The sequence below is a fragment of the Amycolatopsis sp. NPDC059657 genome, assembly GCF_042734395.1.
GTDB lineage: Bacteria > Actinomycetota > Actinomycetes > Mycobacteriales > Pseudonocardiaceae > Amycolatopsis.
Map to the genome: position 1 here is coordinate 1 of NZ_JBHWEB010000142.1, position 22,558 is coordinate 22,558.

Genomic DNA, 22,558 nt, shown 5'->3' on the forward strand with positions numbered 1-22,558 from the left:
GTTCCGAGGGGGCCTTCGCCGTCTAACCGCTTCTTAAGGCTTCTTACGGCGGAAGATGCTCTTCGGGAACAGACGGCCTTTCCAGGACATCGGGGCGTTGCGGCGCAGGCTGCGGCGCAGGCCGTCGAAGGCCGGGTCGAGCCGAGGGTCCATGGGGCTGCCTTCGCTGTACCAGGAGCGCTCGACCACGCCGATGACCGTGCGCAAGCCTTCGCGGCCCTCGTCGTCCAGGTGGTGCTTCTGGGCGAGCTTCTGGCCCGCGACGCGCACGGTGTCGCTCTCCGGGATCGGGAGACCACGGTCGGTGCACTCGGCCATCAGTTCCTGCCAGGCAGCGTCGGCGGCCGCGGGAGAGTGGCTGGCGATGGCCTGGAGACGCCGTCGCCTGGTGAAGTCACGGATCAGGGCAGGCGCGCCGACCACTACCACGGTCAGCACCAGCAGCGCCGCGAACCAGACCGAGAGCCACGCCGCGAGGAAGCCGAGCGCCGCGACCCACAACCCGGCCGCCGCCAGCGGCAGCCAGTTCGTCACCTGCGGGCCGAGCGGGGCTTTCGCACCGGGGTCGGCCGGCTCGCTGTCCGGCGGCTTCTGGCCGGCGGGCGCCTTTTCCATCGAACGCAGATGGCGGATGGCGAAGAAGATCACCAAGCCGGTCAGCAGCAGTGCGAGCAGCCCCAGTATCCCGGCCACGATGATCGGCCAGACCGGCTCATCCTTGTCGGACTTGGAGTTGCCGCCCGCGGTGGTCGCCGGGACACCGGTGGCAGGCGCCGAACTGGAGGCCTTGGACGGCTTCTCTTCGGGATCCTCGGTCGCGGTGCTCGTGCCCTGGGTGTCGCTGCGCAGGTAGGACGGGATGTAGCCGCGGCCGTCGGAGAGCGGGGTCGGGTCGAAGCTGACCCAGCCCTTGTCGCCGAAGTAGACCTCGACCCAGGCGTGCGCGTCCTTCGTGGTGATCGCCAGGTAGTCGGCGGTCGGCACGCCGGGGGTGAACCCGATCGCGACCCGTGACGGGATGCCGAGCGAGCGCAGCATGACGGCCATCGCGGAGGCGAACTGCTCGCAGAAGCCCCGCTTGCCGCGCAGCACGAAGTCGGCCAGTCCGTCGGGGCTGGTCTTGGGGGCGGTCTTCGTGTCGTAGACGAAGCCGTTCGACTCGGTGAAGAACCGCCAGAGCGCCGACGCCCTGTCGAAGTTGTTCGAGGCGTTCTCGGTGATCTGCCGCGCCAGCGCGCCCACCTGGGGATTGATCCCGGAGATGGCGGTGTAGGTCTCGGCGACCTGACCGGAGGCCGTGTCCGCCTCGCGCAGCTCGTCCTTCGTCGGCTCCTTGAGCGAGGCGAGCTCGGTGTAGGGGCCGGAGCTGGACTGGGTGAGGCTGAAGACCGCGCCGATCGTCTGGTCGTAGAAGTAGCCTTCGCCGATGCCCTGGATCGCACGGGGCGCGCCGAACATCGGCAGCCAGTAGTCGACCCAGTTGGTCGGCTGGATCTGGATCGGGACGGGGGCCCCGGTGCCGTCGTCGCCCGGCGAGGGCGGCAGTGACGGCATGTCGGCACGCAGGTTGCCGTTCATCTTGCCGTTGTTGCCCATCCGCCAGCCCGCGTCGTCTCCGTCGGGCTTGTAGGTGTCGAGCGTGAACGCGCGCAGCAGGTGCTTCTCGTTGCCGAGCCCGCGGACCTTGAACAGCTCCGCCGTCGTGCCCTGGTCGAGCAGGCCGCGCATCTGGGTGAACGGGGCGACGCCGTAGCCACCGGTGCGGTTGCCGCCCTTGCCGTTGCCCGATCCGCCCGGCAGCGCGCCGACCGTGCCGACGCCGGTCACCGCGGTGCCGACGACCAGGCCGAGTACCAGCGCCAGGCTGACCACGGCGACCGGGGTCGCCACGGTGCCCGGCGAGTTGCCGAGCCCCGGCGCGTCACGGTTGCGCCAGCGGCGGTGCCGGTGGTTGCCGTCGATCGCGAGCAGGCCGGCGAACGCGCCGGCGCCGAGCAGGAAGGTCCACCACGGCAACATCTCGTCGGACAGTGACGCGGGCACCGCGTAGACGCAGAGCAGGACCAGCCCGGTCGCGGCCGGCGCGGCCGCGGCGACGGCGAGCGTGTCGATCAGGATCGCGACCAGCCCGATCGACATGGTGATCAGCGCCAGCAGCGGCGGGCTCGCGTCGGCGGGCGGGAGCGTGGTGCGGATCTGCTCGGCCGCGGCGCCGAGGACGTCGCCCAGCTCGGAAAACGCGGCGGGGCCCGGGATGATCTTGAAGATGCCGGTGGTGGTGAACGAACCCGTCACCAGGAACGCCAGCACCACCAGCTGCGCGAGCCCGACGACGACCGTCGGCGCGCGCAGCGACCGCAGCGCCAAGCCGGTGCAGGCGACCAGCACGATCGCCACGAAGATGTAGCCGAGCCAGGCCCAGCCGGTGATCACCCCGGTCAGCGAGGTCGACGCGCACAGCGTCGCGACCCCGGCGGCGACCGGCGCGAGCACGGAGCTGTTCCACGCCGTCGGCTGCGGCACCGGACGCTCGGTCGGTGTGTGCAGTTCGGTAGCCGTGCTCATCTAAAACGATCCCCCGATCAGGGTGCCGCGACGGGTGGCCGTCTGGCACAGCTCGGCCCACACCTGCTGCATCGGCGTGACCGGGTCGGCGACCACCACACCCCAGCCGGCCGCCTGCAGGATCGCGATCGACTCCTCGGTGGCCGTGGCGCGATGGCCGGGCGCGTTGAGCGAACCGCCCCAGGTCGGGGTGTCGAGCAGCACGGCGAGACTGCGGATGCCGCGCGGGCGGTACTGGGTCAGCTCGCGCACGGAGTCGTTGCTGACGGTGCCGAGCACGGCGATCAGCTCCTGGCCCTCGGCGGGGTCCGCGCCGAGCGTGATGTCGCGCTGGTGCGCCGGCTGCAACGCGGCCAGCGCGTCGAGCACGATGTTGTCGTAGTGCTCCCCGCCTTCGCCGGGGGTGTCCGCCAGCGTCTGGCCGTGCTCGGTGACCAGGCGGACCCGGTGCCCGGAGCGGCGCAGATGCAGGCAGACCGAAGCGGCGAACGAGACCGCCCACTCCAGGCTGGCGGCGGGACCGGCGCCGTGGTGCGCCGCGGCGCGATGGTCGAGCAGCACCGTGGTGCCGCCGCGCCACGGCCGCTCCTCGACCCTGACCATGATCTCGTCACGCCGCGCGGTCGACCGCCAGTGCACCTTCCGCAGGTCGTCACCGGTGCGGTACTGCCGCACGATGACGTCCGGCTCGCCCTGGCCCGCGTGCAGCCGGATGCTGCCGTCGTCGCCCGCGCCGATCCCGGCGCCGCTGGGCAGGCCGAACAGCCCGACCACCTTCGGCACCACGACCAGCCGCGAGTGACCGATCAGTTCCCGTTCGAACTCGCAGAGCCCGAACGGGTCGGTGATCGTCGCGCGCAGCGGCCCGACCTGCTGGATACCGCGCAGCACCGGCTGGATCGGGTACCGCAGGCCGACCGGCCGGTCGTGGGGGAGACGTTCCACCACGAACCGGGGCCTGGCGCCGAGCGCGTACGGGACGCCGTCCTCGAGCAGCACCTCGCCCGCCGGGAGCCTGCCGTGCCGCCAGAGGTCGAGCTGGACTTCGCCGACCGAGCCGACCGAGACCCGCTCCGGCAGCAGCTTGCGCGCCGCGCCGATCTTCAGCCGGGTCAGCGCGATGAAGCCGGCCACCAGCAGTGGCAGCGCGACGACGAACATCGCGACGCGGAGCAGGTCACGCTCGTTCAGCACCACGGAGCACGCCGCGGCGGCCACTCCAGCGGCTAGTAGGCAGCGGCCCCGCGTGGTCAGGCCGGAGAGTGCGCGCAGCATCTTCCTTCTTCAATGTCAGCGGTGCGATGCGCCCTGGGGCACGGGAACGCGGTGCAGCACGGAGCGCACGACGTCGGTGGCGGACCGCCGGGCGGCGTGCGCCTCGGTGGTCAGCACCAGCCGGTGCGCGAGCACCGGCACCGCGACCGAGTGCAGGTCGTCGGGTACCACGAAGTCGCGGCCGGACAGCGCCGCCTGCGCGCGGGCCGCGCGGACCAGCTGCAGGGTGGCACGCGGGGAGGCGCCCAGGCGGATCTCCGGGATCTGCCTGGTCGCGGCCGCCAGCTCGACGGCGTACCGGCGCACCTCCGGCGACATGTGGACGCCGCGCACGGTCTCGATCAGGCGCTGGATCGTCTCGCGGTCGGAGACCGGCTCCAGGTCCTTGAGCGGGTTGTGGCCCGCGTGCTCGTCGACCATCGAAAGCTCGGCCTGCAGGTCCGGGTAGCCGATGGACACCCGCGCGGTGAACCGGTCGCGCTGCGCCTCCGGCAGCGCGTAGGTGCCTTCCATCTCGATCGGGTTCTGGGTGGCGATCACCATGAACGGCTCGTCGAGGTGGTAGGTGCTGGTGTCGACCGTGACCTGGTGCTCTTCCATGCATTCGAGCAGCGCGGACTGCGTCTTCGGCGAGGCGCGGTTGATCTCGTCGCCGACGACGATGTTCGCGAAGACCGGGCCTGGCCGGAACTCGAACTCGCCGGTCTGCCGGTTGTAGATGGACACACCGGTGACGTCGCTCGGGAGCAGGTCGGGGGTGAACTGGATGCGGCTCACCGTGCAGTCGATCGACCGCGCCAGCGCCTTGGCCAGCGACGTCTTGCCGACACCCGGCACGTCCTCGACCAGGAGGTGGCCTTCAGCCAACAGGGTGACCAGCGCGATCCGGATCACGTCGGGCTTGCCGACCAGCACTCTTTCCACGTTGGCGGCGATGCGTCGCGCTGTCTCGTGCAGCTCGTCGAGCGAGGCTCTGCCGCCGACGGGCAGGCTGCCGTTGCTCTGGCCGCTTACCGAGTCAGCGCTGTACTCCTCGTACTGCGCTTGCTCGGTCGTCTGCTCCCCCTGGGGAGTCGCAGACTGTGTTCTCGACGTCACTCGACCTCCTGGTGCCGCGTGGCTCTATAAGTCTTAGTTGCTGTCGGCGCAGCAATGAGCCTGCCACGAAGTGTGTCAAACTCGGGCGAACTAGGTGGAACAACCCTGCGATCACGGTAAGTTATCACTGGGTTTAGTACATGTGGGTGACCATGTCACCCGATTCTGGGATCTCCCGGATGCGCTGTGTCCTGTCGTATGCTGCCCTACGGGTTCGCTCGACTACGGAGAGGCGTAACCGCACATGAGCGACATGACCGTGGTAGGTGTGCAAGGCAAACCGGGGATCGGTTCGTTCGCGGTGGCGCCGGAGCTGGCCGCGGACGCGTACAAGCAGATCGCCGAACTGCAGGACGTCGTCGGCGAGATGGTGCGCCACGCGAAGGTGCTCGGCCGCTCCGTTCCGCTCGGCGGAGGCTACGCCGCCGAGATCGGCCGGTTCATGGCCGGCTACGGGATCGGCAAGAGCGGATCGGCCGTCGAAGCGCTCACCGATTTCGGGCGTGAGCTCGAGACGCTCAAGAACCAGATCGCCAAGGCGCTGAAGAAGTACCAGGCCCAGGATGAAGTGGGTGTGGATTGCATTGGCGGTTAAACGACTGCTGCCGCTGGCGCTGCTCTTGGCAGGCTGTGGTGCTTCCCCGGCCACCCGCGTGATCGAGCCGGGTGCGTCGCTCATTCCCGTCACCACGTCCGGGAGCGCCGAGCTGCTCTCGCCGCTGGATCCGCTCAACCCGTGCGAGCTGCTCACGCCAGCGGAACGGTCCGAGGCCGGGCTGACCTCGCTCGGCAAGGCGAAGCCGATCGGCCCGACCCGTGCGTGCGACTGGACCGAGACCGGCAAGTTCGGCGTCACCATCACCCTCGACGGGCGCAACGGCCTCGCCGACCTCCAGCTCGCGAAGAAGACGGCCAAGAACACGAAGGTCGGCTCTCATCAGGCGATCGAGGCCGCCGACCGCAAGGCGGCCGACGGCACCTGCGCCGTGCTGCTCGGCGTCGGGGACTCCGCGTCCGTGCAGGTCGACGTCAGCAACACCACCTTCAGCGACACCGGGCTCGCCTGCGAGCGCGCCGCGACGGTCGCGGAACTGATCGAACCGAAACTCCCCTAGGAGCCACTGCGATGGTCGAACGTGCGGTGCCCGCCGCGGACGTGCGGTACGAGTGGTACAGCCACCAGGCGATGGCGGCCGAGGTCGCGGACGGCAACGACCCGGCGGCGGCGGGGGAGATCGGCGGCCAGTGGGGCGAGCTGGCGGAGCGGCTCGCGGAGTCGAGGCTGTCGTTCGCCGCGTTCTCGGCGCACAGCGAAGAGCAGTGGCAGGGCGCGGGCGGCGACGCCATGCGCGGCGCGCTGACCAGGGCGACCGCCTGGCTCGACCACGCGGTCTCGGTCTCGGCATCGGTCGCGGAATCCGTCGGCCAGCAGGCCGGGGTGGCGGCGCGGGCGCGAGCCGACATGCCGCCGCCGGTGGACTACGACCCGGCCGGGATGATCCGCACGGCCGCCGCGAGCGGCAGCCTGGTGGCCATGGCCGGGCTCGCCGACGCGATGGCGGACCGGCGGGCGGCCTCGGAAGCGGCTCGCCGTCGCGCCATCGACGTGATGAACACCCGTGACTCCGCGCTCGGCCAGCTCGCCGGGCAGCCGTCGTTCGACCGGCCGCCCTCGCTGGGGACGTCTTGATCCGGGTCTCGGCCTCGGCGTTCGACGTCCTGTGGGCCGACCTCGGGCACGGCGCCCCGCCAGGCCCGCTCGAGCTGCGCAGTGTCGGCGCGACCGAAGCCGAGCGCGCGGAGATCCGCCGCGATGTTTACGACAATCTCGCCGAGCGCGGCCTGTTCGACGCCGGCGCGCTCGACGAGGCGCTCGAATCCCGGCTCGCCGTGCTGGCTTCGGCCGATGTCTACGTCGAGTCCGAGGCGCTGGCGGACATGACGGCCGAGTCGCCGTTCCGCGCGGTCGCGGCGGCGCGGGGGAGGCGCGCGGTGCTGGCCACGCAGCCGGACCGGACGATCGGCCTTTCGGAGATCCGCGAGTCGGATCTGTTCTCGGCGATCGTGGACGTTTTGCCCGAGCTAGAGCCAGGTCCTGGCTATGGCGTGAGCCTGCCCTCGGAGGTGCTGAGCGGGGTTTCCGGCTCGCGCACGGGTTCGTATGAACGTCAGATGCGCGAGGTCCACGCGATCCAAGCCCGGCCGGTCTACAGCGCCGGGCAGTTCACGGTGCGCGTCCGCGACCGCGACGGCCTGCGCCGCGCGGGCGGTGTGAGCTGGTTCAGCACGGACGTCGGCTCGTACTTCGGCTCGATCGCGCCCGGCCGAGGCGGCGACTGGATCACGGTCGCCCCCGCCGACGCGCCCCGCCTCACCTCCCGCCTCGCCTCCCTCCTCGCCACCGACGACTGAGCGGCCCCGGTAGCCAGGGCGGGTGCCCCACCTTCCCCACTTTCGCCCACCGGGTGGGGCGAACGGGTGGATCCGGGCGGGGGAACACGGACGCGCGGGGCCTACCGAGGGTTGCGTCGCCCCCGGCATGGGGGATGTTCGCCACCGTCCCCCACCGGGCCCCCACCGCGCCCCACAAGGCTGACCTGCGAAAACGCGTGACACTAGAGAGTGGTGACGGGGTTTGTCGCGTTGACTGTGGTGAAAAGTGGGGTACGGTGGTGCGCAGTGGGGCAGAAGGGAAGCCCCTGGGAGGTGGTGGCCGATGTTCCTCGGCACCCACACCCCGAAGCTGGACGACAAGGGGCGGCTCACGCTGCCTGCGAAGTTCCGCGACGCACTGGCCGGTGGGTTGATGGTCACCAAGGGGCAGGACCACTGCCTCTATGTCTTCCCGCGGGCCGAGTTCGAGCAGATGGCACGCAAGGTCGCCGAAGCCCCGTTCACCAACGAGGCGGTTCGGGCCTACCAGCGCTATCTCTTCGCCGGGACGGACGAACAGCGACCTGATGGACAGGGGCGCGTCGCGATCGCGCCCGAGCTCCGGCGGTACGCGGGGCTCAACAAGGAGTGCGTGGTGATCGGAGCGATCACCAGGTTGGAGATCTGGGACGCCCAAGCGTGGCAGGGCTACCTGGACGAACACGAGGACAGCTACGCGAAGGCCAGAGACGAAGTTCTGCCGGGCGTCTTTTAGCCGCCAGGCAGGTGGCGCACCCACGCCGTCGGGGGGTGGGGGTTCGTCCTGCCACACGGATGCCGTGAGGCCTCTGTCCGCTCAAGGCCCTGGTGCACCTTCCCCGGCACCAGGTTCCCGGCAGGCGGACAGGGACCTGACGGCATCCGTGTAACCAAGGCTCTTCGTAGTACGGCCTGAAAGGAGGGGGAGCTCCGTTATGACCACACCTGAACATGTTCCGGTTCTGCTGGACCGCATCGTCGAGCTCTTCGCTCCGGTGTTCACCGATCGCGCCGCCGTGCTCGTCGACGCGACCGTAGGCCTCGGCGGCCATTCCGACGCGCTGCTGACCGCGTTCCCCATGCTGCGCCTGGTCGCGCTCGACCGTGACCCGGCCGCGCTGGAGAAGTCGGGCGAGCGGCTCGCGAAGCACGGTGACCGCGTGGACTTCGTGCACGCCGTCTACGACCAGATGCCCGAAGCGCTCGAAGGGCTCGGACTGTCCCGTGTGGACGGGATCCTGTTCGACCTCGGCGTTTCGTCGATGCAGCTCGACAGGGCGGAGCGTGGTTTCGCGTACTCCAAGGACTCGCCGCTCGACATGCGCATGGACCCGACCACCGGGTTCACCGCCGCCGACGTGCTGAACACCTATGAGCCGCGTGACCTGATGCGGATCCTGCGCGAGTACGGCGAGGAGCGCTTCGCCCAGCGGATCGTCAAATCCGTTGTGGCGGAACGGGAACGCGAGCCGTTCACGAACAGCGGGCGGCTGGTCGAGCTGCTCTACGACGCGGTGCCCGCGGCGAGCAGGCGCACCGGCGGCCACCCGGCCAAGCGCACCTTCCAGGCGCTGCGGATCGAGGTCAACGGCGAGCTCGAAGTGCTGCGCCGCGCGTTGCCTGCCGCGCTGGGTTCACTCGCCATGGGCGGGCGCGTCGTGATCGAGAGCTATCAGTCCCTTGAGGACAGGATGGTCAAGCAGGCGCTCGCCGAACTCGCGAAATCCCGGACGCCGGAAGGGCTCCCGGTGGAGCTGCCCGGACACGGACCTGAGCTGAAACTGCTGACCAGAGGGGCCGAAAAGGCCGACGAAGGAGAAATCGAGCGCAACCCGCGCGCCGCCTCCGTGCGGTTGCGCGCGGCTGAGCGGATCGGAGAGGCAGCCAGATGACCGCCCCCGCGAAAACCCGCCGTTCGTCGTCGACGCGCCAGCGCACCCGAGCCGCCGAAGTCGACGAGACGACGACCGAAGAAGCCCCGCCCGCGCGCCGGACGCGCGGTGGGCGGACCACCGCCGCCGAGCGTGCCTACGCCCGGCGCGCGCAGCGTGCCGACCTGCTGCAGCGCGAAGCCGAGGCCGAGCCGGTCGAGGCGGAGCCCGCGAAGCCGAAGGTCAAGCTCAAGCTGAAGCTCCTGCGGCTGCCCAAGTCGCGCGCGTCGTTCGTGCTGATGATGATGGGCCTGCTCGTCGCGGGCGTCGCGGCCACGCTGTGGCTCTCGACGCAGGCCATCGCCGACTCGTACCGGCTGGAGCAGCTCAAGAACGAGAACGCGCGCACCGTCGAACTCGCCGAGCAACTGCAGCGCGGCGTCACGCAGGCGGAGTCGGCGTCGAAGCTGGCCGAGGAGGCCAAGAAACTCGGCATGGTGCCCGGCGGCGACCCGGCGCGCATCGTGGTCGCGCCCGACGGGACGACCCGCGTGGTCGGCGAGCCGAAGAAGGTGCACGGCGCGGTGACGCCGACCCAGCAGGCGGCCCCGCCGGTCGCGCCTGCCGAGGGAACCCAGCAGGACGCGCCCATCGAGGGCGACCAGCCAGCCGTGCCAGCGGAACCGGACGCCGGAGGACAGTAATGCGGAAGCCGACGCCTCGCGCGTCGTCCAGAGGCCGTGCCACCGCCGGAGTGCGCGGCGGGACCGCGCGCCGGGGTGTCGTCGCGCCGCGCGCCACCGCGCGCCGGACCTACACCGCGGGCACGCGCAAGGCCGCGGCCAAGCGGAGCACCGGCGGCACGCGCAGCCGGTTCTCCGGGGTGCGCATCGGACTGGTCGTGCTGATGGTCATCGCCGGGCTGAAACTGGTCCAGGTCCAAGGTTTCGAGGCCACCACGCTGGCCGAGGCGGCGGCGAAACAGCGCTCGACCGAGATCACCATCCCGGCGCAGCGCGGAGCCATCACCGACCGCAACGGCGTCAAGCTGGCGTTCAGCGTGGAGACACGGGCGCTGTCGGTGAACTTGAAGCAGATGCACAAGACATGGGACGAGTACGCGGCCAAGAACCCCACCAAGGGCCGTAACTTCGAGACCGAGGTCGCCGCCGCGGCCAAGTACATCTCGGAGAAGCTGGACCAGCGGATCACCGAGCGCGAACTGCTCGACAAGTTCCACAAGGACCAGTCGTTCACCTATCTCATCACCGACGTCGAGCCGTCGGTGGCGCTCGACATCGCCAAGAAGTTCCCGTCGATCGTGGCCGAGCCGCAGGCGAAGCGTGAGTATCCCGGCGGTTCGCTCGCGGCCAACATCGTCGGACTGGCCAACTGGCGCTCCGACGACCCGACGCCGTCGAAGCACAACGTGCACGGGCTGACCGGGCTGGAACTGCTGCGGGACAACGAACTCGCGGGCACGCCCGGCCGGATGACCGCGGACTCGCAGAACGGCAAGGACAGCGTCGTCATCCCCGGCACCGAGCGCGATGTGCAGCCCGCCATCCCCGGTGCGGGCCTCGAGCTGACCATCGACGCCGACCTGCAATACGACTTGCAGAGCAAGCTTTCGGCCTACGTCGCCGAGTCGCACGCCAAGGGCGGCAGCGCGGTGATCATGGACGCGAAGACCGGCGAGGTCTACGCGCTGGCCAACGACAACACCTTCGACCCCAACGACAAGGACACCCGCACCACCGAGCGGATGGGCAACCCCGCGGTGTCCAACCCGTTCGAACCGGGCTCTGTCAACAAGATCGTCACCGCGACCGGCGCGATCGACGCGGGCATCGCGACGCCGGAGTCGGTCACCTCGGTGCCGGGTTCGCTGCAGGTGGCGGACAAGACCGTCCGCGACGCGTGGGCGCACGGCACCCAGCAGTTCACCACCACCGGCATCTTCGCGAAGTCGTCCAACATCGGCACGCTGCTGCTCGCCCAGCAGCTCGGCCCCGAGAGGTACGCCGACCTGCTGAAGAAGTTCGGGCTCGGGCAGAAGACCGGCATCGGCCTGCCCGGTGAGAGCGCCGGTTTCGTGCCAGATCAGAAGCAGTGGTCCGGGACCACGTTCGGCAACCTGCCGATCGGCCAGGGACTTTCGATGACCGTCGTGCAGATGGCGGGGCTGTACCAGACGATCGCCAACGACGGCGTCCGCGTGGAACCCCGCATCATCCGCGCGAAGGTCAACCCCGACGGCACCCGCGTCGCCGAAAACCCCGCGAAACGGGTCGAGGTCGTCAACCCGCAGACGGCGAAGACGGTGCGCGACATGATGCGCGCGGTGACGCAGAAGGGGAAGGGCCAGAACAGCGGCACCGCCCCGACGGCCGCGCTGGAGGGCTACCAGGTCTCCGGCAAGACCGGCACCGCGCAGCAGGTCGATCCGCGCACGAAGGCGTACAGCAACCAGCTGTACAACATCACCTTCGCCGGGATACTGCCCGCGGATCACCCGCGCTTCGTGGTCGGCATCCGGCTGGACGCGCCGGACACCACGCTGCCGATCGGGCACTCGGCAGGACCGCTGTTCCACGACATCGCTTCGTATCTGACGCAGCGCTACAACCTGCCGTTGTCCGACGGCCCGGCCCCGGTGGTCCCGCTCGTCGTCGGCTGACGCTTCGCATGGTCGCGGCACGAAATGAACGCCTCTTTCACAACGTTTGGCGTTGTGAAAGAGGCGTTCGTGCGCTTCGGGGCGGTTTTCCTTACCGCACAACGCAGGTTGGCAGGTCCCATACCACGGCGAAGATCGGTGGCGGCATACGCCGTACCGCCTTTCTTCACCCGAATGCGAACGGGATAGCCTCTCGTGCTGTGTCTGTCAACAACGATCCGAACGCACGGGTCCCGGACAGCCCGGTGAAGGCGGTGGCTCCGCCGCCGCGCCCGGCCAGGATCGAACCGGTGGCGCTCACGACGCTGCTCGCTCGCGCCGACGCGCGCCTGTCCTCGGACGGTGACCACTCCGACGGCGTGGTGGTGACCGGCGCGACCCTGCGCGGGCAGCACGTACTGCCCGGCGACCTGTTCGCCGCGCTGCCGGGCGCCAGGGTGCACGGCGCCGAGTTCGCCGCCGACGCGATCGCCGCCGGCGCCGCCGCCGTGCTCACCGACGAACAGGGCGCACGGTTCCTGCGCGACGCCCCCGTCCCGGTGCTGATCCACCCGGAGCCCCGCCAGGTGCTGGGCTCGGTCGCCGCCTGGATCTACGGCGAGCCGTCGCTGAAGCTGTCGGTCCTCGGTGTCACCGGCACCTCGGGCAAGACCACCACCGCCTACCTGATCGACGCGGGCCTCGCCGCCGCCGGCCGGACCACCGGCCTGATCGGCACGGTCGAGACGCGGATCGCGGGTGAGCGGCTCGCCAGCGGGTTCACCACGCCGGAGGCGCCCGACCTGCAGGCGCTGCTGGCCGTGATGGCCGAAGCGGGCGTCACGCACGTGCCGATGGAGGTCTCCAGCCACGCGCTCGCGCTCGGCAGGGCCAACGGCACCCGGTTCGCGGTCGGCGCGTTCACCAACCTGTCGCAGGACCACCTGGACTTCCACCGCGACATGGACGACTACTTCGCGGCCAAGGCGCTGCTGTTCGACGGCCGGTCGACCACCGAGGTAGTGGTGATCGACGGCGAGTGGGGCCGCAAGCTGGTCACCCCGCACACGGTCACCGTCTCGCTCGAAGACGCCGGCGCCGCCTGGCACGCGACCGAACTGGTCAGCCTGCCGACCGGGGAGCAGAACTTCGTGCTGCACAGCCCCGGCAGCGGGCCCGTGCGGGCCACCATCCCGATGCCGGGCGCGTTCAACGTGGCCAACGCCGTGCTCGCGGCCGCCATCCTGGACAGCGCGGGTGTCGAGCTGGGCCACATCCTCACCGGGCTCGCCACCGTCTCCGTGCCCGGCCGGATGGAGCGGGTCCACCTGGGCCAGCCGTTCACCGCGGTCGTCGACTACGCGCACAAGCCCGCCGCCGTGGCGCAGGGCCTGGACGCGCTGCGTGCCCGCGCCGACGGCCGGATCATCACCGTGCTCGGCTGCGGCGGCGACCGTGACACCGCCAAGCGCCCGATGATGGGGGAGGCCGCAGCGCAGCGCAGCGAGATCCTGATCATCACCGACGACAACCCGCGCTCCGAGGACCCGGCCGCGATCCGCGCCGCGATGCTCGAAGGCGCGCGCACAGCGGCAGACGGCGGTGAGGTCGTCGAGATCGGCGACCGCCGCGAGGCCATCAACCGCGCCGTCGAACTGGCCCAGCCGGGCGACGTCGTGTTCATCGCGGGCAAGGGCCACGAGAGCGGCCAGGAGATCCACGGGGTCGTGCACCCCTTCTCCGACCGCGACGAGCTCGAAGCGGCCATCAGAAAATTCCAAGAGGTGAGTGTGTGATCGAGCTGAGCCTGGCCGAGATCGCCGAGGTCGTCGGCGGTCGTCTGCACAACACCGACGGCACGCCACGGGTCACCGGGTCCGTGGAGTTCGACTCCCGGCAGCTGACGCCGGGCGGGCTGTTCCTCGCGCTGCCCGGCCAGAAGGTCGACGGGCACGACTTCGCGGCCAAGGCGATCGAGTCCGGCGCGGTCGCCGTGCTCGCCGCCCGCGAGGTCGACGCGCCCGCGGTCATCGTGCCGCCGCTGGCCGACGGCGAGGCCCACGAGCGCTCGGTCGCGCTGACCGGCGACAAGGATGGCGCCGGCGCCGCCGTGCTGGCCGCGCTCGGCAAGCTCGCCCGCCACGTCGTGAAGACGCTCTCCGGCGACCACCTGACCGTCGTCGGCGTCACCGGCTCGTCCGGCAAGACCTCGACCAAGGACCTCATCGCGCAGGTGCTGGAGCCGCTCGGCGCCACCATCGCGCCGCCGGGGTCGTTCAACAACGAACTCGGCCACCCGTGGACCGCGCTGCGCGCCGACGCGACCACCCGTCACCTCGTGCTCGAGCTGTCCGCGCGCGGACCCGGCCACATCGCCGAGCTGGCCGCCATCGCGCCGCCGAAGATCGGTGTCGTGCTCAACGTCGGCACCGCGCACGTCGGCGAGTTCGGCTCGCGCGAGGGCATCGCCAAGACCAAGGGCGAGCTCGTCGAGGCGCTGCCCGAGGACGGCGTCGCGATCCTCAACGCCGACGACCCGCTGGTCGCGGCCATGGCGAGCCGCACGAAGGCCCGCGTGGTCTTCGTCGGCGAAAGCCCGTCGGCCCAGGTCCGCGCGGCGAACGTGACCCTCGACGATCAGGCCCGTGCCTCCTTCCGGCTCGTCACCCCCGTGGGCGAGGCCGACGTCAAGCTGCCGCTGTTCGGCGAGCACCACGTCGGCAACGCGCTCTCAGCCGCCGCTGTCGCGCTCGAACTCGGCGCTTCGGCCGACGACGTCGCCGCGTGGCTTTCGGCCGTCGAGCGGCGCTCCGCGCGCCGCATGGAGGTCACCACGCGCGCCGACGGCGTCACGGTCGTCAACGACTCCTTCAACGCCAACCCGGAGTCCATGCGCGCCGCGCTCAAGACGCTCGCGTCGATGAGCGAGGGCCGCCGATCCTGGGCCGTGCTCGGCGTGATGGGCGAGCTCGGCTCGGACTCGGTGACCGCGCACGACGAGATCGGGCGGCTGGTCGTCCGGCTGAACATCAAGAAGCTCGTCGTGATCGGCGCTGAAGGTTCAGCGGCCGCCCCCATGCATCACGGCGCCACCCAGGAAGGCTCCTGGGGCGAGGAATCGATGCTGGTACCCGACGTCGAGGCCGCGGTGGCGTTACTGCATGATCAGCTCCGGCCACAGGACGTGGTCCTCGTCAAGGCTTCCAAGGCCGCCGCGCTCTGGCGGGTGGCCGATGCTCTTCTCTCCCCTGAATCCCACGAACGCTCGAACGGTGGTGACGCGTGATCAGCATCCTGATCGCGGCCGCCGCGGGCCTGCTGGTCTCCATCCTGCTCACGCCCTACCTCATCAGGGTGTTCTCGCGGCAGGGTTTCGGCCAGGAGATCCGCGAGGAAGGCCCGGCAGGTCACAAGTCCAAGCGCGGTACGCCGACCATGGGTGGTGTGGCCATCGTGCTCGCCATGGTGGTCGGCTACTTCGTCGCGCACCTCATCCAGTGGATGAGCGGCTCCAAGAGCGCGTCGCCGTCGGCGTCCGGTCTGCTGGTGCTGTTCCTCGCGGTCGCGCTGGGTGTCGTCGGGTTCCTCGACGACTTCATCAAGATCCGCAAGCAGCGCAACCTCGGCCTGAACAAGACCGCGAAGCTGGTCGGCCAGCTGGTCGTCGCGATCGTGTTCGCGATCCTCGCGCTGAACTTCGCCGACTCGCACGGGCTCACCCCCGCGTCGGAGAGCCTCTCGTACACGCGTGACTTGGCGCTGATCGCGTTCCCGTCGGTCTTCTTCATCATCTTCTGCTACATCGTGATCTCCGGCTGGTCGAACGCGGTGAACTTCACCGACGGCCTCGACGGTCTCGCGGGCGGTTCCGCCGCGATGGTGCTCGCGACGTACGTGGTCATCGCGTTCTGGCAGGCCAGGCTCAGCTGCGCCGACGCCGTCCAGCCGGCCTGCTACAACGTCCGCGACCCGCTGGACCTGGCCGTGGTCGCCGCCGCCGCCACCGGCGCCTGCGTCGGCTTCCTCTGGTGGAACGCCGCGCCTGCCAAGATCTTCATGGGTGACACCGGTTCGCTGGCGCTGGGCGGCCTGGTCGCCGGGCTGTCGATGACCACCCGCACCGAGCTGCTCGCCATCGTCATCGGCGGCCTGTTCATGGTCGAGATGATCTCGGTGGTCGCGCAGATCGCGGTCTTCAGGACCACCAGGCGAAGGCTGTTCCGGATGGCGCCGTTCCATCACCACTTCGAACTCGCCGGGTGGGCGGAAACCACGGTCATCATCCGCTTCTGGCTGCTGTCCGGCATCTGCTGCATGTTCGGTCTCGGCCTGTTCTACAGCGAGCAACTCGGCGTCGGAGGATAAGCAGTGGATCTCGCCGGAGCCCAGGTTCTGGTCGCGGGCGCGGGGGTCACCGGCAAGTCGGTGGTCCGCGCGCTCACCGCGCAGGGCGCCCAGGTCACCGTCACCGACGGCAACGCCGAGCGTCTCGCGGAACTCGAAGGCCTTGGCGCCGAGCTGGCGCCAGGGCTCACCGAGCCGCCCGCGGGCACCACGCTGGTCGTGACGAGCCCCGGCTGGCGGCCGACGTCGCCGCTGCTGGTCGCAGCTGCCGGGCAGGGTGTCGAGGTCATCGGGGACGTCGAGCTGGCTTGGCGGATCGGCCAGACCCGCGAGAAGCCGCCGGCATGGCTCGCCATCACCGGCACCAACGGCAAGACCACCACGGTCGGCATGCTGGAGTCGATGCTGCGTGCCTCCGGCGCGGACGCCGTGGCCTGCGGAAACGTCGGCTACGCGGTGCTGGACGCGGTGCTCGAGGGCCGTGAGGTGCTGGCCGTGGAGCTGTCGAGCTTCCAGCTGCACTGGTCGTCGACGCTGGCCCCGCTCGCGTCGGTCGTGCTGAACCTGGCCGAGGACCACATCGACTGGCACGGCTCGATGGACGAGTACGCCCGCGCCAAGGGCAAGATCCACACCCACTCGAAGCACGTCGTGCACAACCTCAACGACGAGTGGTCGCGGCGCCTCGCCGCCGAAAACGCCTCGGACGAGGCCGTCCGGGTCGGTTTCCGGCTCGACACGCCCAAGCCGGGCGAGCTCGGCATCGTCGAAGACCTGCTGGTGGACCGCGCTTTCGTGCCGGACCCCGTGCACGCGGCCGAGGAACTCGCGACACTGGCCGACGTGCGTCCCGCCGGTCCGCACAACGTGGCCAACGCGCTCGCCGCCGCCGCGCTCGCGCGGGCGCACGGCGTCTCGCCGGAGGACATCCTCAAGGGCCTGCACGAGTACCAGCCCGCGCCGCACCGCGCGCAGGAGATCGCCGAGGTCGGCGGCGTCCGCTACATCAACGACTCCAAGGCCACCAATCCGCACGCGGCGAGTGGCTCGCTGCACGCGCACGCCGACATCGTGTGGATCGCGGGCGGCCAGCTCAAGGGCGCTTCGGTCGAGGAACTCGTGGCCTCGATCGCTGGCAGGCTGCGCGGTGTTGTGCTACTCGGCGTCGATTCACCCGTGATCGCCGCCGCAGTCAGCCGACACGCGCCGGATGTCCCCCTTCAGACGCTTCCTTCGGGTGACGATGACCCCATGACCGCAGCGGTGCACTCGGCCAGCAAGATGGCACGTCCTGGTGACGTCGTCCTGCTCGCGCCAGCCGCTGCGTCGCTGGACATGTTCCGCGGCTACGGGCATCGCGGTGACGCGTTCGCCTCGGCGGTTCATCGTCTCGCCGGGGAGCCCACCCATGACGGCGGTTGAGCAGGAGCCGCAGGCCAGACCGGAAAGACGCCGCAGGCAGCGTGCCGAGCGCGGGTTCACCGCGGTCCGCAGCGCGCTGACCGCGTGGCTGTCCCGGCCGCTCGCCTCGTTCCACCTGGTGCTGGCGCTGACCGGCCTGCTCGGCGTGATCGGCGTCGTGATGGTGCTTTCGGCGTCCTCGGTGGCCTCGGTCGACCCGAAGACCGGTGCGGGCGCGTACGGCCTGTTCAAGAAGCACGTGATCTTCGTGATCATCGGGTCGATCGTGTTCCTGATCGGCCTGCGCGTGCCGCTCAAGCGGATCAGGCAGTTCGTGTCGATGGCGATGCTCGGCAGTGTGCTGCTGCTGGTGCTGGTCCTCACCCCGCTCGGCAGCAAGCACTTCGGCTCGCAGGGCTGGTTCGACATCGGCGGGTTCGTGTCGTTCCAGCCGGTCGAGTTCGCGAAGGTGGCGCTCGCGCTGTGGGGCGCGCACATCCTGGTGATGAAGTACAACGTGCTCAACCAGTGGCGTCACCTGATGGTCCCGGTGGTGCCCGCGGCGCTGCTGATGTTCGCGCTGGTCATGGCGCAGCCCGACCTCGGTGGCACGATCACCCTCGCGGTGGTCCTGTTCGCGCTGCTGTGGTTCGCGGGCGCGCCGAAACGGCTGTTCGGCGTGATCTTCGCGGGCGGTATCGCCGGCGCGATCGTGCTGGCGCTGATCTCGTCGTACCGGCTCGACCGCGTGCTCTCGTTCCTGTCGCCGGACGCCGACACCAAGGGGTCGTCGTACCAGGCGCTGCAGGCGAAGTACGCGCTCGCCGACGGCGGGCTGTTCGGCCGCGGCCTCGGGCAGGGGCCGTCGAAGTACAACTACCTGCCCAACGTGCACAACGACTTCATCTTCGCGCTGATCGGCGAGGAGCTCGGGTTCATCGGCTGCGCGGTCGTGCTGTGCCTGTTCGCCGGGCTCGCCATCGTCGGGCTGCGGATCGCCACCCGCAACATCGACCCGTGGATCCGGATCGTGGCGGGCACGCTGACGGTGTTCCTCGTCGCGCAGGCCGCCATCAACATCGGCTACGTGGTCGGCCTGCTGCCGGTCACCGGTGTCACGCTGCCGTTGATCTCCGCCGGTGGCACGTCACTGGTGGTGACCATGCTGATCCTCGGCATCCTCGCCAACGCGGCCAGGCACGAACCCGAGGCGGTGGCCGCACTGCGTTCACAGGGGCCGGGTAAATTCGGACGCCTGCTCCGGATCCCGGCTCCCGACCCGTACCGCCCACCGGCCAAGCGCAAGGTGTCCGCGCGGGCCGCGGGCAAGGCGGCACGGCCGGCGGCGCGGGTCGCGAGGCCCGCTCCGGCGCAGGAACGGCGCCGGTCGGTCCGCGAACCGGGCAGGAGATCCACCGCCACACGTGGTCAGGTCAAACGGAGAGGTCGTAAGTGAGCGAGCCCGTCAAGGGTGCCGAGAGATCGGCCGCAGGCAAGGCGCCGACGGTTGTGGTTGCTGGGGGCGGCACCGCAGGACATATCGAACCGGCACTCGCACTCGCTGACGCGGTGATGCGGCTGCGCCCGGACGCGAAGGTCATCGCGCTGGGCACCGAACGAGGCCTGGAGAACAAGCTGGTCCCGGCGCGCGGCTACCAGCTGGAGCTGATCCCGCCGGTGCCGATGCCGCGCAAGGTGACCACCGAGCTGCTGCGCATGCCGCTGAAGGTCCGCGACTCGGTCAAGCAGACCCGCGCCGTGCTGGAGCGGGTCGGCGCGGACGTCGTGGTCGGCTTCGGCGGTTACGTCGCGCTGCCCGCGTACCTCGCGGCGCGCGGCCGGACGCCGATCGTGGTGCACGAGGCCAACAAGTCGCCCGGCCTGGCGAACAAGGTCGGCGCGCGGTTCGCCAAGCGCGTCGCCGTGGCCGTGCCTGGCACACCGCTGCCGGGCGCCGAGGTCGTCGGCATCCCGCTGCGCCGGTCGATCACCTCGCTCGACCGCGCCGCGCTGCGTGCCGAGGCCCGTGAGTTCTTCGGGCTGGACCCGGCCGCGCCGACGTTGCTGGTGTTCGGCGGCTCGCAGGGCGCGCGGTCGATCAACGAAGCGCTGTCGGGCGCCGCCAAGGAGCTCGCGGACGCGGGCATCGGCGTGCTGCACGCGCACGGGCCGAAGAACACGCTGGTCGTGCAGGAATTCCCCGGTAAACCCGCCTATGTGCCGGTTCCGTACCTGGAGCGGATGGATCTGGCCTACGCTGCGGCCGATGTCGTCGTGTGCCGCTCGGGCGCGATGACCGCCGCCGAGGTGTCGGCGGTCGGGCTGCCCGCGGTGTTCGTCCCGCTGCCGCACGGCAACGGCGAACAGGCGATCAACGCCCAGCCCGCGGTCGACGCGGGCGCGGCGCTGATGGTCGCCGACGGTGACCTCACCCCGGCCAAGGTGGCCGAGCTGGTCGTGCCGCTGGTGACCGACGCCGAGCGGGTGAAGAAGATGAGCGCCGCGGCGGTGGGCCTGGGTCACCGGGAAGCCGACGAGGTGCTGGCGAAGATCGTGCTGGAGGCTTGCGGTGTCTGAGGTCCCTGACGTGTTGAGCCGGGCTCACCTGATCGGCATCGGCGGTGCCGGGATGAGCGGCATCGCGCGCATCCTGCTCGCGCGGGGAGCGAAGGTGTCCGGCTCCGACGCCAAGGACTCGCGCGCGTTCCTGACGCTGCGCGCGCAGGGCGCCGAGATCGCCATCGGGCAGAGCGCCGAGAACCTGGACGCCTTCGAGGGCGGCCCGTCGGCCGTCGTCGTGTCGACGGCGATCAAGGACACCAACCCGGAGCTGGTGGCCGCGCGGGCCCGTGGCATCACCGTGCTGCACCGCGCGCAGGCGCTGGCCGGGCTGATGGAAGGCCACCGGGTCGCCTGCATCGCGGGCACGCACGGCAAGACGTCGACCACGTCGATGCTGACCGTCGCGCTGCAGCACTGCAGGCTCGACCCCTCGTTCGCCATCGGCGGCGACCTGAACGAGTCCGGCGCGAACGCGCACCACGGCACCGGCGGCATCTTCGTCGCCGAGGCCGACGAGAGCGACGGCTCGTTCCTGACCTACTCGCCGTCGGTCGCGGTCGTGACCAACGTCGAGCCCGATCACCTGGACCACCACGGCACGGCCGAGGCCTACGTCGCGATCTTCACCGAGTTCGTGCGGCGGATCGAGCCCGGCGGCCTGCTCATCGTGTGTGCGGACGACGTGCCCGCGGCCGAGCTCGCCGACAAGGCGGCCGCCGAGGGCGTGCGCGTCCGGCGTTACGGCCGCACCGTTTCCGGCTCCGACGACGCGCGCGTGCTCGGCTACACGCCGGGCCCCGAGGGCGGGATCGTCCGCATCTCCTTGCAGGGCAAGGAGTTCGAGGTCCGGGTCGCGGTGCCGGGTGAGCACATGGCGCTCAACGCGGTCGCCGCGCTGCTCGCCGGTGTCGAGCTGGGCGCGCCGATCGACGGGCTGGCCGAGGGCCTCGCCGCGTTCGGTGGCGTGCGCCGCCGCTTCGAGTTCAAGGGCCGTGCCGCCGACGTCCGCGTCTACGACGACTACGCCCATCACCCGACCGAGGTCGCCGCGCAGCTGCGCGCCGTCCGGCACTCGGCGGGCACCGGCCGCGTGGTCGTGGTCTTCCAGCCGCACCTGTACTCGCGCACCAAGACGTTCTCGGCCGAGTTCGCCGCCGCGCTGGCGCTGGCGGACGAGGTCGTCGTCCTCGATGTCTACGGCGCGCGCGAGCAGCCGGAGCCCGGGGTCACCGGCGCGCTCATCGCCGACCAGATCGTCGGCGTGCCCGTGCACTACGAGCCCGCATTCGACGTCGTGGCGCCGATGGTGGCCGACCTGGCGAAGCCCGGCGATCTGGTGGTGACCATGGGCGCGGGCGACGTGACGCAGCTGGGCCCGGAGATCCTCGCCGAGCTGGATCGGCGGGTCTAGTTGCCTGCCACCGGCCAGCGTCGTCCGCGTGAGGGGCGCCCACGCGAGGGCCGTCCCCGTGAGGGCCGCCCTGGCGGGGGCCGTCCCGCCGAGGGCCGCCCGGGTGCCGCTCCCGCTGAGCAGGCGCGGGCCAGGCGCGGCCGTCGCACCGACGCCGAACGCCGTCGCACGGCCCCCTCGCCTGCCAAACGGGCGGGCCTGCGGCGGCGGTGGATCGCGCTGCTGAGCGTGCTCACCGTCGTGGCTTTCGCGTATTTGCTTTTCTTCAGCTCGATGCTCGGCCTCCGTTCGGTTCTCGTAGTGGGCGCCCAGAGCGTCTCCGCCGACCAGGTCCGCATGGTCGCGGCGGCGCCGATGGACAAACCGATGCTACGACTCGACACCGACGAAATCCGTGACCGAGTCGCCACGATGCCCGGAATCGCCACGGTCGAGGTCTCCCGTTCCTGGCCGTCGACGGTCGAGATCAAGGTGACCGAGCGCGCGGCGATCGCCTTCTTCGACACCGGCCCGGCTGGCGACGGCTTCCACCTCGTCGACGGCGGCGGCGTCGTTTTCAAGACGTTGAAGGAAAAGCCGGCCGGTCTTCCGGAGCTGAAGCTGCCTCTGGTGTCGGCAGACGACCCGGTGACCCGCGCGGTCACGGCGGTGCTGGGCATCGTCCCGCCTCAGCTGCAGAAGCAGATCGTCTCGGCTTCGGCCAAGACGCCTGGCAGCGTCGAGTTCACTTTGACGAGCGGGAAAACGGTGCGCTGGGGCGACGCCGACCAGACGGACCGCAAGGCCAAGGTCCTGGCCGCGCTGCTCACCCAAGAAGGCAAGCTCTACGACGTCTCGGCCCCCGAGCTGCCCACAGTTTCGTAAGCCCGGGACTCGTGAGCGTTGGGGGGGGGGGGGAACCCCCCCCCCCAGGGGCGTTTAAAAAACTCCGAGCCCACCAGACCCACCCAGTTGCAGTCT

19 protein-coding genes are annotated in these 22,558 nt (G+C 70.5%); 16 read left to right on the top strand and 3 right to left on the bottom strand.

Translation table 11 applies throughout. The annotated features are described in order from the left end of the window. Positions 1-33 precede the first annotated feature (33 nt). Genes ACFV15_RS42060 through ACFV15_RS42070 form a run of 3 tightly spaced genes read right to left on the bottom strand, consistent with a single transcriptional unit; the run spans position 34 to position 4,938 of the window. Complete coding sequence (locus ACFV15_RS42060) at positions 34-2,565, bottom strand: DUF3488 and DUF4129 domain-containing transglutaminase family protein (protein WP_378358297.1); 2,532 nt, start codon at positions 2,563-2,565, stop codon at positions 34-36. Then, positions 2,566-3,840, bottom strand: coding sequence for a DUF58 domain-containing protein (locus ACFV15_RS42065; protein ID WP_378358299.1), 1,275 nt, complete (start codon positions 3,838-3,840; stop codon positions 2,566-2,568). 15 nt (positions 3,841-3,855) lie between these two features. After that, on the bottom strand, positions 3,856-4,938 hold the full coding sequence (locus tag ACFV15_RS42070) for an AAA family ATPase (protein ID WP_378358301.1): 1,083 nt from the start codon (positions 4,936-4,938) through the stop codon (positions 3,856-3,858). Positions 4,939-5,191: 253 nt separating this feature from the next. On the opposite strand from ACFV15_RS42070, the gene ACFV15_RS42075 reads away from it, so the two are divergent. The 16 genes from ACFV15_RS42075 (at position 5,192) to ACFV15_RS42150 (ending at position 22,462) form a co-directional block, all read left to right on the top strand. Next, a complete protein-coding gene (locus tag ACFV15_RS42075; RefSeq protein WP_378358302.1) occupies positions 5,192-5,533 on the top strand; it encodes a hypothetical protein in 342 nt (113 codons plus the stop codon). Further along, positions 5,502-6,053, top strand: coding sequence for a DUF3558 domain-containing protein (locus ACFV15_RS42080; RefSeq protein ID WP_378358304.1), 552 nt, complete (start codon positions 5,502-5,504; stop codon positions 6,051-6,053). Before ACFV15_RS42075 ends, ACFV15_RS42080 begins: the two co-directional genes overlap by 32 nt. Positions 6,054-6,064: 11 nt before the next feature. Beyond that, positions 6,065-6,628 carry a PE-PGRS family protein gene (locus ACFV15_RS42085; RefSeq protein ID WP_378358306.1) on the top strand — a complete coding sequence of 188 codons (564 nt, stop codon included), beginning with the start codon at positions 6,065-6,067 and terminating at the stop codon, positions 6,626-6,628. Next, positions 6,625-7,350 (top strand): ESX secretion-associated protein EspG, encoded by a 726-nt coding sequence (locus ACFV15_RS42090; protein ID WP_378358307.1) that lies wholly within the window; start codon positions 6,625-6,627, stop codon positions 7,348-7,350. The genes ACFV15_RS42085 and ACFV15_RS42090 overlap by 4 nt, the downstream gene beginning before the upstream one ends. Positions 7,351-7,654: 304 nt before the next feature. Next, positions 7,655-8,086: a division/cell wall cluster transcriptional repressor MraZ gene (gene mraZ, locus ACFV15_RS42095; RefSeq protein ID WP_091290869.1), complete on the top strand. Its 432-nt coding sequence runs from the start codon at positions 7,655-7,657 to the stop codon at positions 8,084-8,086. Between the two features lie 199 nt (positions 8,087-8,285). Then, on the top strand, positions 8,286-9,242 hold the full coding sequence (gene rsmH / locus ACFV15_RS42100) for a 16S rRNA (cytosine(1402)-N(4))-methyltransferase RsmH (protein ID WP_378358308.1): 957 nt from the start codon (positions 8,286-8,288) through the stop codon (positions 9,240-9,242). After that, positions 9,239-9,925, top strand: a complete 687-nt coding sequence (locus tag ACFV15_RS42105) for a hypothetical protein (RefSeq protein ID WP_378358309.1) — start codon at positions 9,239-9,241, stop codon at positions 9,923-9,925. The genes rsmH and ACFV15_RS42105 overlap by 4 nt, the downstream gene beginning before the upstream one ends. After that, complete coding sequence (locus ACFV15_RS42110) at positions 9,925-11,901, top strand: peptidoglycan D,D-transpeptidase FtsI family protein (protein ID WP_378358310.1); 1,977 nt, start codon at positions 9,925-9,927, stop codon at positions 11,899-11,901. The genes ACFV15_RS42105 and ACFV15_RS42110 overlap by 1 nt, the downstream gene beginning before the upstream one ends. 245 nt (positions 11,902-12,146) lie before the next feature. Beyond that, positions 12,147-13,676 (top strand): UDP-N-acetylmuramoyl-L-alanyl-D-glutamate--2,6-diaminopimelate ligase, encoded by a 1,530-nt coding sequence (locus ACFV15_RS42115; protein ID WP_378358322.1) that lies wholly within the window; start codon positions 12,147-12,149, stop codon positions 13,674-13,676. Continuing rightward, positions 13,673-15,166, top strand: a complete 1,494-nt coding sequence (gene murF / locus ACFV15_RS42120; protein WP_378358312.1) for a UDP-N-acetylmuramoyl-tripeptide--D-alanyl-D-alanine ligase — start codon at positions 13,673-13,675, stop codon at positions 15,164-15,166. Before ACFV15_RS42115 ends, murF begins: the two co-directional genes overlap by 4 nt. Then, a complete protein-coding gene (mraY, locus tag ACFV15_RS42125) occupies positions 15,163-16,245 on the top strand; it encodes a phospho-N-acetylmuramoyl-pentapeptide-transferase (RefSeq protein WP_370948282.1) in 1,083 nt (360 codons plus the stop codon). Before murF ends, mraY begins: the two co-directional genes overlap by 4 nt. Before the next feature lie 3 nt (positions 16,246-16,248). Then, positions 16,249-17,646, top strand: a complete 1,398-nt coding sequence (gene murD, locus ACFV15_RS42130) for a UDP-N-acetylmuramoyl-L-alanine--D-glutamate ligase (protein WP_378358314.1) — start codon at positions 16,249-16,251, stop codon at positions 17,644-17,646. After that, a complete protein-coding gene (ftsW, locus tag ACFV15_RS42135) occupies positions 17,633-19,081 on the top strand; it encodes a putative lipid II flippase FtsW (protein ID WP_378358316.1) in 1,449 nt (482 codons plus the stop codon). The genes murD and ftsW overlap by 14 nt, the downstream gene beginning before the upstream one ends. Continuing rightward, positions 19,078-20,202 (top strand): undecaprenyldiphospho-muramoylpentapeptide beta-N-acetylglucosaminyltransferase, encoded by a 1,125-nt coding sequence (murG, locus tag ACFV15_RS42140; protein ID WP_378358317.1) that lies wholly within the window; start codon positions 19,078-19,080, stop codon positions 20,200-20,202. The genes ftsW and murG overlap by 4 nt, the downstream gene beginning before the upstream one ends. Next, positions 20,195-21,598 (top strand): UDP-N-acetylmuramate--L-alanine ligase, encoded by a 1,404-nt coding sequence (gene murC / locus ACFV15_RS42145; protein WP_378358318.1) that lies wholly within the window; start codon positions 20,195-20,197, stop codon positions 21,596-21,598. Before murG ends, murC begins: the two co-directional genes overlap by 8 nt. Next, positions 21,599-22,462: a cell division protein FtsQ/DivIB gene (locus ACFV15_RS42150; protein WP_378358320.1), complete on the top strand. Its 864-nt coding sequence runs from the start codon at positions 21,599-21,601 to the stop codon at positions 22,460-22,462. It begins immediately after the preceding gene. Positions 22,463-22,558 lie beyond the last annotated feature (96 nt).

What these genes read in the sequence shown, in the direction of transcription:
- ACFV15_RS42080 (WP_378358304.1), top strand. Translation starts at nt 5,502, where the DNA reads ATGAAGTGGGTGTGGATTGCATTGGCGGTTAAACGACTGCTGCCGCTG.
- ACFV15_RS42075 (WP_378358302.1), top strand. Translation starts at nt 5,192, where the DNA reads ATGACCGTGGTAGGTGTGCAAGGCAAACCGGGGATCGGTTCGTTCGCG.
- ACFV15_RS42065 (WP_378358299.1), bottom strand. Translation starts at nt 3,840, where the DNA reads ATGCTGCGCGCACTCTCCGGCCTGACCACGCGGGGCCGCTGCCTACTA.
- rsmH (WP_378358308.1), top strand. Translation starts at nt 8,286, where the DNA reads ATGACCACACCTGAACATGTTCCGGTTCTGCTGGACCGCATCGTCGAG.
- ftsW (WP_378358316.1), top strand. Translation starts at nt 17,633, where the DNA reads ATGACGGCGGTTGAGCAGGAGCCGCAGGCCAGACCGGAAAGACGCCGC.
- ACFV15_RS42110 (WP_378358310.1), top strand. Translation starts at nt 9,925, where the DNA reads ATGCGGAAGCCGACGCCTCGCGCGTCGTCCAGAGGCCGTGCCACCGCC.
- ACFV15_RS42105 (WP_378358309.1), top strand. Translation starts at nt 9,239, where the DNA reads ATGACCGCCCCCGCGAAAACCCGCCGTTCGTCGTCGACGCGCCAGCGC.
- mraZ (WP_091290869.1), top strand. Translation starts at nt 7,655, where the DNA reads ATGTTCCTCGGCACCCACACCCCGAAGCTGGACGACAAGGGGCGGCTC.
- ACFV15_RS42085 (WP_378358306.1), top strand. Translation starts at nt 6,065, where the DNA reads ATGGTCGAACGTGCGGTGCCCGCCGCGGACGTGCGGTACGAGTGGTAC.
- ACFV15_RS42060 (WP_378358297.1), bottom strand. Translation starts at nt 2,565, where the DNA reads ATGAGCACGGCTACCGAACTGCACACACCGACCGAGCGTCCGGTGCCG.